At 44.0% G+C, this 12,250-nt stretch carries 11 protein-coding genes; 2 read left to right on the forward strand and 9 right to left on the reverse strand.

Going from position 1 to position 12,250, the window contains the following annotated elements; translation table 11 throughout:
* Position 1: 1 nt before the first annotated feature.
* From QYB97_RS12915 to QYB97_RS12925, 3 genes are read right to left on the reverse strand one after another with little or no spacing between them, the layout of a single operon-like run.
* Positions 2–2,413 carry a sugar phosphate nucleotidyltransferase gene (locus QYB97_RS12915; protein WP_301166421.1) on the reverse strand — a complete coding sequence of 804 codons (2,412 nt, stop codon included), beginning with the start codon at positions 2,411–2,413 and terminating at the stop codon, positions 2–4.
* A gap of 14 nt (positions 2,414–2,427) precedes the next feature.
* Positions 2,428–5,205 carry a 1,4-alpha-glucan branching protein domain-containing protein gene (locus tag QYB97_RS12920; RefSeq protein WP_301166422.1) on the reverse strand — a complete coding sequence of 926 codons (2,778 nt, stop codon included), beginning with the start codon at positions 5,203–5,205 and terminating at the stop codon, positions 2,428–2,430.
* Between the two features lie 12 nt (positions 5,206–5,217).
* Positions 5,218–5,904 carry a DUF4912 domain-containing protein gene (locus QYB97_RS12925; RefSeq protein WP_301166423.1) on the reverse strand — a complete coding sequence of 229 codons (687 nt, stop codon included), beginning with the start codon at positions 5,902–5,904 and terminating at the stop codon, positions 5,218–5,220.
* A gap of 395 nt (positions 5,905–6,299) precedes the next feature.
* Here QYB97_RS12925 and QYB97_RS12930 point away from each other — a divergent pair, with 395 nt between their 5' ends.
* Together QYB97_RS12930 and QYB97_RS12935 are read left to right on the forward strand one after the other, a co-directional pair.
* The gene (locus QYB97_RS12930) at positions 6,300–6,497 is read left to right on the forward strand and encodes a hypothetical protein (protein WP_301166424.1); all 198 of its coding nucleotides are present in this window, start codon (positions 6,300–6,302) and stop codon (positions 6,495–6,497) included.
* Between the two features lie 18 nt (positions 6,498–6,515).
* A complete protein-coding gene (locus tag QYB97_RS12935; RefSeq protein WP_301166425.1) occupies positions 6,516–6,989 on the forward strand; it encodes a hypothetical protein in 474 nt (157 codons plus the stop codon).
* Positions 6,990–7,046: 57 nt separating this feature from the next.
* Here the strand turns inward: QYB97_RS12935 and phoU are convergent, their stop codons facing one another.
* The 6 genes from phoU to QYB97_RS12965 all read right to left on the reverse strand — a co-directional run bounded on the left by phoU (position 7,047) and on the right by QYB97_RS12965 (position 12,201).
* Positions 7,047–7,706 carry a phosphate signaling complex protein PhoU gene (phoU, locus tag QYB97_RS12940; RefSeq protein ID WP_301166426.1) on the reverse strand — a complete coding sequence of 220 codons (660 nt, stop codon included), beginning with the start codon at positions 7,704–7,706 and terminating at the stop codon, positions 7,047–7,049.
* Between the two features lie 22 nt (positions 7,707–7,728).
* Positions 7,729–8,517 carry a phosphate ABC transporter ATP-binding protein PstB gene (pstB, locus tag QYB97_RS12945; protein ID WP_425589799.1) on the reverse strand — a complete coding sequence of 263 codons (789 nt, stop codon included), beginning with the start codon at positions 8,515–8,517 and terminating at the stop codon, positions 7,729–7,731.
* An 11-nt stretch (positions 8,518–8,528) separates the two neighbouring features.
* Entirely contained in the window at positions 8,529–9,359 is an 831-nt protein-coding gene (gene pstB, locus QYB97_RS12950) for a phosphate ABC transporter ATP-binding protein PstB (RefSeq protein ID WP_301166428.1), read from the reverse strand.
* A 24-nt stretch (positions 9,360–9,383) separates the two neighbouring features.
* Entirely contained in the window at positions 9,384–10,271 is an 888-nt protein-coding gene (pstA, locus tag QYB97_RS12955) for a phosphate ABC transporter permease PstA (RefSeq protein ID WP_301166429.1), read from the reverse strand.
* Positions 10,271–11,185: a phosphate ABC transporter permease subunit PstC gene (gene pstC, locus QYB97_RS12960; protein ID WP_301166547.1), complete on the reverse strand. Its 915-nt coding sequence runs from the start codon at positions 11,183–11,185 to the stop codon at positions 10,271–10,273. The genes pstA and pstC overlap by 1 nt, the downstream gene beginning before the upstream one ends.
* A gap of 107 nt (positions 11,186–11,292) precedes the next feature.
* Positions 11,293–12,201 (reverse strand): phosphate ABC transporter substrate-binding protein, encoded by a 909-nt coding sequence (locus QYB97_RS12965; RefSeq protein ID WP_301166430.1) that lies wholly within the window; start codon positions 12,199–12,201, stop codon positions 11,293–11,295.
* Between the last annotated feature and the right edge of the window lie 49 nt (positions 12,202–12,250).

The following is a 12,250-nucleotide window of genomic DNA, read 5'->3' on the forward strand; positions in this document are numbered from 1 at the left end:
ATCAGACCTGCTGATACTGCCGGATTTTATTAATAAATTCCGCTGCAGCTTCCTTCGCTTGATCCATATCTGACCCTTGAGAATACACAGTAAAGATCGGCTGCTCTACATCCGGAAGGATCAGCGTCCAGCCTCCCTGAGGATGAAAGACTTTAATACCGTCGACCAGTTCTACATTGTTATCCCGGATATCTTCCATTAATCGTCTCATGACTTTTCCTTTTTTATCCCACGGACAAGGGACATACTCTCTCAGCATGTTCACGTTTGGCAGTAAATCGACCAGTTCAGACAGTGAAATCTGCTGGGTGGCCATCATTTCCAGAATGTGAATAAGCGCATACTGTGCATCATACTGGAAGTTCATCACTCCGCTGCCAACTTCCATAATCGAGCGTGGATTGGCTTTTGTGCGGATCAGCCTTCCGTTCAGACGCCCGGCCAGGCTGTCAAGATCGGATGAGCCGTAAATCGGAATAGCCATTTCGTTTTGTTTTCCTTCATAGAAGGTAACCAGAACATAAAGAGAAAGCATCGTTTCTTCATCAAGCAGCTTTCCGGATTCCGTAATCAGGCTGAGTGTTTCTCCAGCCTCTCCAACCAGAATTCCGAGATTCGCATTGGTCACCCTTACAAACGATGCCATTTCCTCTGCTCCCGTCTGGGAAGGTACGGTAAGAAATTCGCAGTCCAGCTTGTTGAAAAGAATCGGAATAAAGCTTAAATACGGCTGGTGGTTGTAGTTAACTACAATTCGGAATTTGGAATTCTTGATGCGCTTTGTGTTCACAGTTTGAAGGAGCGCTTCGATATATTCTTCATTTTTAAAATTGTTGTGAGTACCCTTGCCAATCATGTCAAAGGCTGCACGACGGTAATCTTCCTGCCAATAAGCGTTTTCAATCTTTCGCTCGAGATCAGGGTGGATCGGAAGTCCTTTATGATCATAGAACTCGATGAACACCTGCTTCTCCCCGCCTCTGTTCGAGAATCGGATGTAGACGCCGCCCTGGAGGCTTTCTTCCTCAATCGCAAAACGTACAACTGGTGCCACAGTCGGGCTGATGTCGCACGTATTGATTCCCGATGACAAAAGTCCTTGAATAAATGCCCCTTTGATCAGTTCAGAAAAAGAATGAGAATCGCTGGCAATGGCGATATGGCATCCATGGGGAAGGACTGCGCCATAAGCTGATGCAAGTCTTGCGATATAATCCGGTGTAATTTCCACGTTGGCAATTCCGGAAACTCCCCGTCCTCCAAACAGTGATTTGGTGGCTTTGCGTCCCCATATTAAAGAGGTATGAACGAGTGCCTCATCATAAATTTCCTTTTCCGGCCAAATTTTCACTTCCGGTTTTAATGTAGAGCGCTTTCCGATTTTGCAGTGGTTGCCGACAACCGCATGCTCATAAATAGTGGCTCCCTGTTCAACCATGATTCCGTTCGCCAGTGTGGCGCCTCTGAGCTCACAATCAGAACCCACATACACATCATGCCAAAGGATACTCTTTTTCAAGGATGCCTTGGAGGATATTACGTTGTTACGGCCAATAACAGAGTAGCTTTTTACATCCGCACCTGAACGGATAACTGCTCCGTCTGCGATATGAACCGGGCTTTCCATCTTAACCCCGTCCTCAATAACCACATTGTTTCCAACCCAAATCCCTTTATCGATTTCGTGGCCTGAGAATGGCAGGTTAACCTCTCCGTCGAGCATGTCACGGTGAGACTGGCGGTATTGCTGCAAGCTGCCGATATCGGACCAATATCCGTCTGCAGGGAATCCGTACAGAGGACGTCCTTCTTTCATGAGAAGCGGGAAGAGGTCTTTACTGAAATCCGTTTGTACATCCTTCTCCATATAGTTGAAGATCTCCGGTTCGAGAACATAAATTCCGGTGTTGACTGTATCACTGAAAACTTCGCTCCAGCTTGGTTTTTCAAGGAAACGGATGATTTCTCCGTCCTGATTGGTCATAATGACGCCATATTCCAGCGGAGATTCTACCTGTTTCATAAAAATAGTTACAAGCGAATCCTTTTCAACATGATAATTGATGCCTTTGGACAGATCAAAGTCGGTTAATGCGTCACCGCTGATTACAATAAAGCGCTCGTCCAAAAATTCCTCGGCATTTTTGATGCTTCCTGCCGTTCCGAGAGGAGTGGTTTCTTCAAAATAATGAAGATTAACTCCAAAGTCACTGCCGTCGCCAAAATAATTTTTAATCGCTTCTGGCATATAGTGAAGCGTGACAGCAATATCGGTGATGCCGTATTTTTTGAGCAGTTCAATACTGTACTCCATAACAGGCTTATGAAGCAGCGGCACCATAGGTTTTGGCAGATTGCAAGTTAACGGACGAAGACGGGTTCCTTTTCCCCCAGCCATTATTACACCTTTCATTTAAACACAGCCCCTTATACCGGATTTTTTTGTAAACATTGTTCATACAATGCGCTAGTTTGTTGAGCAATTTTATTCCAGTTAAAAACAGTTTCCGCTTCTCTTTTGCCGTTGCTGGCGAGAGTGTGCCTCAGGTGTTCGTTTTGAGCAAGCGTGAGGACTGCCCATGCAAGGCTTTCAGCATTATCCGGATAGATTTTTAATCCGGTTTCTTCATGACGGACAATGTCTTTCAAGCCGCCAGTTTCAGAGACGACCGTTGCTTTTCCTGCAGCCATCCCCTCAAGTGCCACAATCCCAAAAGGTTCGTACAGACTCGGGAACAGTGCAATATCGCATTCAGACAATAGCCGGTTGCGGTCTTCATCCGACACGAAACCGCTGAATGTGACAATACCGCCAAGCCCTTCATGGTGCACCCGGTTGCGATATTCATCGAGCATTGGCCCTTTGCCGGCAATGATAAACTTAATATTTTGGTTTTTCTGCCGGATCAGATGAGCTGCATCAATGATCGTTTGAAACCCTTTTTCTTTCACAACCCGGCCGACGGAAAAGACAAGCACTTCTTGCGGTTCTTTAAACCGGTAGCCGTCAGTCACTTCTTCAGTTTGTATTAATTCAGGATCCACCCCGTTTGGCAGAATTGTAATCTTGTCCTCCGGAACTTTGAAGACGGTGGCTACCTCATCTTTCATATACGGGCTGCAGACAATTACTTCACTCGCTTCATAACAGAGCTCCCATTCTTTCTGGTTGATCTCGTATTGAAGAGCATTATGAATACCGTTGTTCCGTCCATGTTCGGTGGCATGGATGGTCGCAATCAACGGAATGTTCAGTTCATGCTTCAATCCTGTAGCCGCCACACACACGAGCCAGTCATGGGCATGGATGCAGTCAAAGTTGATTTTCTTCGCCAGTTCCCTTCCCTGATCCGCAATAGCAAGATTTAAGCTGCCTGTCCAATGGAAGAATTGATCGGTCTGCGGCTGATTGGACTGTACCCGGTACACATGAATTCCCTGATTCACTTCGTAGGACGGATACCCTTCCACATGGCAGGTTACAACGTGAACCTCCTGGCCCTGTTTTACAAGAGTCTTAGCGAGGTCGAATACGTGCCTTGCCAGTCCGCCGACAACCATCGGAGGGAACTCCCAGGAAAGCATGAGGACTTTTAATTTGTTTGGTTCTGAAAGTGTGCTGTGATGTTGTTGGATATATTGGTCATGAGGAGTTTCAAAATAGCTGGTATCAATATCATTTAAAAACGGAAAGTCCTGTTCAAAAGCTTCTATGGATGCGGTGTCTTGTGGTGACTGATCTAACAATTCTTTTATGATATGAAAGCGTTCAATATGGGTATTAAAACGCTCATTCGCATATTGTGCAGCCGTCTCATTGTCGACGATAAACGCCCAGTCCGAACTTACGGCAAGCATCCACTCGCGGATCATCTGTTTGATGTAACGTCTGGTTACCGGGGTCATCGGCGAATGCGTGGCAGCAGCCGTAATCATTTCTCTTTCGCATTTATGCAAGTGGCGGTACATCCATGCATTCTTTTCGTTCAGCCAGACTTCTCCATATTCATTTCTGCCCCATGTCGAAAACGAGGCATGTACCGTTTGCAAATCCTGGTAATGACGGTTGATAAACTCATTTGGCGTGACCCATTCCACCCTGCCCTTGCAGGCTTCCTGTACGGCGAGGATCCAGTCAGTTCCTTCAAACCACCAGTGGCCGAACAACTCTGCATCAAACGGAGCTGTAATCAGATGCGGAGGAAAGGATTCTTCTTCTTTTTCGCTTAGTGTGTGTTCCAGTGTCTGAACAAAATGCTCGGCATGCTGTTGTACTTTTCCTTCCGCCCATTCCCGGACATAGACTTGCTTTTCTTCATCCGGACCAGTGATCCTGTGATATTTCAGGCCAGTGTCGATCCTGATTCCTTCAGGATGAATATGGGGAAGGATGTAATCAATATCCCTGTTATAGGCAATGTCACGGTAAAACTCCCGATAGTCGGTGTCTCCCGGGTATCCGTCGACCGAACTCCAGACTTTGCCTGATATTTCTCGGTTTCTTGGAAAGAGCGCAACGCCATGCGGTGAGAATACAGGGGATCCAATACCTCTTGCCGCCTTTGGACTGCTGTTCAAGAGCGTTTGTTCATCTACAAACGTGTATTTTATGCCCTTTTGATGGAGCAGCTTATCAACGCCCGGGGTATATGCACATTCTGGCAGCCAGAAACCTTTTGGCATTTCACCAAAATACTTATTAAAGGTTTTGATTCCCATATCAACCTGGGCTTCCAGTGCTTCATGCGTTTGAATATAAGGCAAAAAGGCATGGGTTGCTGCTGTTGTAAAGCATTCAACCGCTCCGCGCTTATGATGATGCTTAAAGCCATCGAGCAAATTCTGATTCCATTTAAAGAACGTCTCACGAATTTTCTCATAGCGGTCGCTGTAAAACCGGATCACTTCGGTCTCTTCTTGATTAAGGGATCGAAGCTTTTCTTTTTTAATTAAATGATCGGTGCTGTCCAGGTACTCCAAATATCTTCGCTGAAGCACAGGGTCTGACAGCATTTCCATTACTGGGGGAGAAAAGGAAATACTCCACGTAAAACCTTCAGGCTGGCGGTCCAGTGCCCAAAGCAACGGGATGTATGTTTCTGTCATTGCTTCAAATACCCATCGCTCTTCCAGGCGGTTGGCTTCCTTGTGTTTAACATATGGAAGATGGGCATGCAGTATAAATGTGAAATATCCACTTTTCATGGGTAAAAGCTCCTATCTGATTTTTTGATAGTATGAATAGCTGCTGAAATTCTCCATCCATTCCGGTTCATACGCGTTGCCGTTTTTCCAATTCAATACGTTTTGTGAACGATGATCGTTCGCGGCGTCGCGGGGAGTTTCAACAGGGTTTGATCGCAATACAGTAAAGAAGCTTCCATCGAACGTTTTGGTGCCGATATCAATTACATACGTGCGGTCAGGCTCCAAATGCTGCAAAAACCAGTTGTTCGTCATTTCTGGCAAATCAATTTCAAAGCTGCGGTGAGAGTTATGGCCTTGAAAGATGATATCCGTAACGTCATAGATTTTCATCTTTTTGGGAAGATCGCTCCAGCTGGTCCTGAAATGATGCTCAACCATTTTCCGTTTCATGGCTGAAATGCTCCAGTATACAAAAATACTGGTTGGCGACTGCACCATCGCAAAAAGAGTATCTTCGTCAAATTCATACGGCATTACCCAATTAATTTTGGGCGGTTCTACAACAATTTCACTCGGTTCTGCCGGCTTTACATAAACGGTGCCTTCCTTTTTGCTCTTTGGCTCCATTGCTTTTCCTGCCTCCTGGCGGTATTTGTTCCACCGGTATTGTACTTTGCCGATCGAGAGGTTCATTCTTTCGGCAATTTGCTGAAGGGTCAACCCTTTTTCCTTCATTTTGACAATTTCATTAATCATTTTCTTCACCCCAGTTTTTTGTCTCCAATGCCCTGCCTCTGTTACCAAAATACTTTTATAAGCCTACCGATTTATTTGAAAATATCGTATCATTATGCATATATTTTCACAATATACAGAATTTGTAGAAATTTGTTGGTTGCTTGCCCTGTCTGCGAAAAATAGATATGTAAATTTTTTGTAACCGCTTAAAATCACCTTATTCGACGATATCAATGGATATATCCACAAAATTCTACAAAAAACTCCATCATAACTTCTTCATGCTGGAAATACTGCCGAAATCCTCGTCGAAATATCTCGAAAAAGTTTAACGATTTGGCGAAAAATATACATTTTAACGGCATACTATGGTATAAAAAATAAGGGGCAGGTTTAAACATAAGGAGGTTTTTATGAATATTATTATTTTTTCCTTGTTGGCTATAGGACTGATTCTTCTTGCCATCTCTTTTCGCAAGGATAAAGGGAACAATCTTGAAGTACAGCTGGAGAACTTTTCAATACAGATTTTGAAAGAAATGTATCAGGTAAAACAGAAGCTGAAGGTCATTGAAGATGGAATGACAACGCAGGATAAATCTAAAAACTAAAATATTGGGGATTCGAGAATGACACATACAACACTACGAGGTTTTGCGGCCGGAATGATTGTATCCTCCGGATTGATTGCAGGCGTCTACTATTCACAAACGCCTCCGGAAAAGGAAGTAAAAGCCGAAATAAATGACAGCACTGTCAATACATATTTACATTCAAAGAGTATGACAGCCATTACGACTGAAGAGCTGCAGGAATTGAAAGAAAGCCGGGTGGCTGCGGCTGCACCGCAGGAGCAGGACACCCCTGATGCAGAGAAAAAACAAGCTGAGAAGCCAAAGGTTTATAAAACGACACTCCATGTTACAAGAGGCATGAGCACAGGAGAGGTTTGTGAGTTTCTCGAAAAAGAACATATCATTAAAGACAGCAAGTCATATCTCAAATACTTGCGGAAAAACAAACTGGAAGGCCAAGTACGGTTTGGTACATTTAAAGTCGACAGCAGCATGGACTTTAAAAAACTGTCCGACGCCATCACTTAATATTAATGGAACATTTAAAGAAGGGAGCCTGCGATGCAGGCTCCCTTCTTTGCGACACTATTCGTTTAAACCGTAGCGTTTGCCTTTTACAAGGAAAATAATGCTCTCGGCAATATTGGTGGCATGATCCGCAGTTCGTTCAATATAACGGCACACAAAAGAAAGCTGTGTAATCTGGGCAAGGGATTCCGGATGCTTAGTCATCAGTTCGAGAAGCTCCCTTATGATTTTCCCATAAAGCTCATCAACGGAATCATCCGTATCCGCAAGATTCTTTGCCAATACAACATCTTCGTCCACATACGCCCTGATGGAATCAGAAAGCATGCCAATAGCAATCTCCGCCATCCGCGGAAGATCCACCAAAGGCTTAATTAGTGGCTTTTCTCCGATACGAATGGTGGATTTCGCGATATTTACAGCAAAATCAGCCATCCGTTCCACGTCGGAAGAGATCTTGATGGCGGCAATGATTCTGCGTAAATCAGAGGCTACAGGTGCCTGCTTGGCGATCAGCAGAATGGCAGCATCATTGATTTCATCCTCCAGCTGATTGATTCGCTGGTCGTTCTCAATCACTTCGAGGGCTTTGTCTACATCCTGTTCTTTTAGGGCCACAATGGATTCCTTTAATGCGTGCTCCGTAAGTTCTCCGATCTCCACAAGCATCGCCTTTAATTCATTTAATTGCAGCTGAAAATTTTCCCGTACAACCATCTGCTTCTCACTCCTCTAGTTTTTATCCAAATCGCCCTGTAACATAGTCTTCTGTCCGCTTGTCAGAAGGAGCCGAAAAGATCTTGCTTGTCTGATCGTATTCGATTAGTTCACCCATCAGGAAAAAGGCGGTTCGGTCGGAAACGCGTGCTGCCTGCTGCATGTTGTGCGTAACCATAACAATCGAATAATTCTTCTTCAATTCAAGAGCCAGTTCCTCTATTTTAATGGTGGAAATAGGATCAAGTGCCGATGTCGGCTCATCCATGAGGATAACATCGGGCTTTGTGGCGATCGCTCTTGCAATACATAAACGCTGCTGCTGTCCTCCTGACAGACCCAAAGCAGATGTATTCAGACGATCCTTTACTTCATCCCAAAGGAATACATCTCTTAATGAACGTTCTACAATTTCATCCAATTTCCCTTTTTTCTTAACCCCGTGGATTTTTGGCCCGTACGCCACATTCTCATAAATGGATTTCGGAAACGGATTGGCTTTTTGGAAAACCATACCCACTTTTTTCCGCAAATCCACTAAATCTACCCGGTCGTTCAGCAGATTTGTATGTTCATAATTAATTTCACCGGACATTCTCACACCGGGAATGTTTTGGATCATTAGATTCAATGTTTTAATAAACGTTGATTTACCGCATCCTGATGGACCGATGATGGCTGTGATTTCATTATTGTAAATGGTAAAGTCAATATCTTTCAGGGCAAGGTTCTTGCCGTACCATAAATTTAAATTTTTGATATCAAAAACACTTTTCTCCACTGCTGGTGGTGTTGCTATTGCTTGTCCCATTTTCATCCCCCTTATCCGAACCGGCCGGTTATATAATCTTCGGTATCTTTTTTAGATGGATTGGTGAAAATTCTATCCGTCTTGTCATATTCCACAAGGACACCATTTAAGAAAAACGCAGTCTTGTCCGAAATACGGGAAGCCTGATGCATGTTATGCGTTACGATAACAATCGTATACTCTTTTTTCAATTCCATAATCAAGTCTTCAATTTTGGCATTGGAAATGGGATCCAGGGCAGATGCAGGCTCATCAAGCAAAAGGATATTCGGCTTCATGGCAAGCGTCCTGGCGATGCACAAACGCTGCTGTTGTCCTCCAGACAATGAAAGCGCAGACTCATGAAGCCTGTCTTTAACCTCATCCCACAATGCAGCTTTTCGTAAACTTTCTTCCACAATTCCGTCGAGCTTTTTCCTCGATCGGATTCCGTTAAATTTCAACGCATGAACGATATTGTTATAAATTGACTTTGGAAACGGATTTGGTTTTTGAAAAACCATTCCGATTTCTTTACGCAATGCCACGACATTGATGTCATCTCCAATCAGGTTGACATCATCATATTGGATCTCTCCAGTGCTTTTTGCTCCGGGAATAAGATCATTCATGCGATTGATTGAACGCAAAAATGTGGATTTACCGCATCCTGAGGGTCCGATCAAAGCAGTAACCGCATTTTTTTCGATTGAAAAACTAACGTCTTTTACAGCATGGTTTTCACCGTAATAAATATTTAAATGTTTTACATCCAAAGCAGCCGGCTTTGTCTCTGTTTTTTCTGATCGCGGCTGTTGTTCAGTAGTTGTATTCGTCCGTTTTGGTTCCATCACAGTTTTCATGTTACCCACCTAATTTCTAAAAATTTATTTAGAAGCTGTTATCTTTTTGTGTACGACACTGCCAATCCAGCGTGCAAGCAAATTGAAAAGCAGCACAGAAATAATCAGTACAGCTGAAGAACCATCTGCCACTTCACGTACATCCGGGATAAGTCCTTGTGTGTTGACGGCCCAGATATGCACAGCAAGGGTTTCAGCCGGTCTGAAAATATTCAATGGTGACGTCGAATCAAACGGATTCCAGTTGGAGAAATCCAGAGTAGGTGTTGTTAAGCCTGCTGTAAACAGCAATGCAGCTGCTTCTCCGAATACACGCCCTGAAGCCAGAATCGCTCCTGTAAGGATGCTGGGAAATGCCGCCGGTAAAAGAACTGTTTTAATGGTGTGCCAGTGAGTGATGCCAAGGGCAAGACTTGCTTCTTTTTGATCTCTGGCCACTGTACGCAATGCGTCTTCACAAACACGGACCATTACAGGAAGATTGAAAACGGTAAGGGCAAGCGCACCGCCTAGGATGGAATAGCCCCAGCCAGTCAAGTTAACGAACATAAGCAAACCAAACATACCGATGACAATAGATGGAAGTGAAGCCAGCACTTCGATACACGTTCTGATGGCATTTGTCAGCCTGCCGGGACGCGCATATTCAGCCATGTAAATACCGCCGCCAAGACCAAGAGGCACAGTGAACACCATCGTTAAAAACAGGATATAGAAGGAATTAAACAACTGGTTGCCAATTCCCCCTCCTGCTCTGAACGAGCTGGACGGTGAGGTTAAAAAGTCAATATTAAGTTTGGAAAACCCGTGAAAAAGGATATACCCAAGCAGTCCCACCAGAACGGTGACGATGGTCGCTGCAATCAAGTAAAAAATCGTGGTTGCAATACGGTCAGCAACTTTACTGTTCATTAGAACTGCCTCCTTGAAGAAAGATATCGGATTAACAGTATAAAGATAAAGGACATGACTAACAGAATAAGGGCAAGTGACCACAGAACATTGTTTTCAACACTTCCAAAGGTCGTATGTCCCATATTCAGTGTGATAATGGTCGTCAATGTAGCCGAAGGATCAGTAATGGCTGAAGGCAATGAACGGACATTACCTATAACCATCTGAACAGCAAGCGCTTCTCCGAAAGCCCGGGCCATACCCAGGACAATGGCTGTTAATAGCGTAGGCATAGCCGCCGGAACAAGAACCCTCCAAATGGTTTGCCAGCGGGTTGCCCCGATTGCGTATGATGATTCCCGCAATCCTTTGGGAAGGGAGCTCATCGCGTCTGTCGCAATACTCGTAACAGTTGGCAAAATCATAATGGAAAGAACAATCATTCCAGCAAGCAAGCTAAATCCTTGTCCGCCTACTGTATCCCTAAGAAACGGAACAAGAACAGAAAGACCGATGAATCCATAAACAACAGATGGAATACCAACAAGCAGCTCGATAACCGGCTGAAGAATCTTTTTTCCCCATGATGGGGCAATTTCGGTCATAAAGATGGCACCGCCAATTCCGAGCGGAGCCGCAATTAATGCGGATAAAATGGTTACTGCAAATGATCCCAGTATGAACGGAACCGCTCCATACAATGGATTCTCTGCCGTTGGATTCCACTTCGTGCTGGTTAAAAATTCATATAGACTTACGCCGTTGCTGATAAATGCCTGCAACCCTTTTGTACCAAGAAAAATGGTAATCGCGATGGTTGCCGTAATAATCAATAGAGCACTGGCCAAAACCAGGTATTTTCCCCGCTTTTCTTTTTGTAGTGCGGATTTGTTTGATTTTTTTAACAGCCTTTGGCTGGCTGCCATGGTCATTGTCTTATTATCCATTTTCGTACCTCCCCAAAACGCCCTAACAGGGTAAATATCCATTATTGTTTGGACACTTACCCTGATTACAGGCTTCTTAACGGCTCAACCCGTTACTTTTTTGTAACTTTCCCTTCAGCATCACGTTTTACTTCCATTTTGCTTGCAGGGATGTATCCTTGCTCAGGTACAAGATTGTTTTGGATTTCGTCGCTCATCATATAATCAAGGAACTCTTTTTCCAATCCTTTAGGCTCACCTTTTGTATAAGAGTGCTCATACGCCCAGATTGGGAATTTACCTTTTTGAACATTTTCGTCTGTCGGTTTTACACCATCTACGCTGAGTGGAGTAATACCGCTGTTGTCTGTGAAGTAAGAGAATGCAAGGTAACCGATAGCTCCTGGTGTTTCTTTAATCAATTTTTGAACAGTGTTTGAAGAGTCTTCTGTTGCAGCACCTTCAACCGGTTCTTTGCCATCAAGAGCATACTTTACAAAAGTAGCACGTGTTCCGGAAGAATCCGGACGGTTGATCAATGCAATCTTTTGGTCTTTTCCGCCAAGCTCTTTCCAGTTTTTCACTTCACCAGTGAACACTTTAATAAGGTCTTTCTTTGAAATATCTTTAATGCCTACATCAGGGTTAACAGCTGCAGACATACCTACTACTGCAATTTGGTGATCTTTAAGCTTGTCCGCCGGGATGCCTTCTTTTTCTTCAGCAAAAACATCAGAGTTACCAATCTTAACAGCGCCTTCTGAAACCTGGCTTAAGCCTGTACCGCTTCCGCCTGCTTGTACTTGAATGTCAGCATCAGGGTTCTTTTCTTTGTACTGTTCAGCTGCTGCTGCTACAAGAGGCTGCATTGCGCTTGATCCAGAAACGACGATCGAACCAGAGGCTTTTTTGCCTTCGTCACCATTCGCACTGTTGTCTTTATTATTGTTTCCACAGGCTGTTGCAACAACCAGGATTAAAGCCATTACTGCCAAAAGATAAACGGATTTCATTTTCTTCATTGTCTTTGGTCCCTCCAGAATGTTTTAAAAGATTTTTTTGTTGATAGAG

It is taken from the genome of Fictibacillus fluitans (assembly GCF_030418125.1).
In the GTDB taxonomy this organism is placed as follows: Bacteria; Bacillota; Bacilli; order Bacillales; family Fictibacillaceae; genus Fictibacillus_C; species Fictibacillus_C fluitans.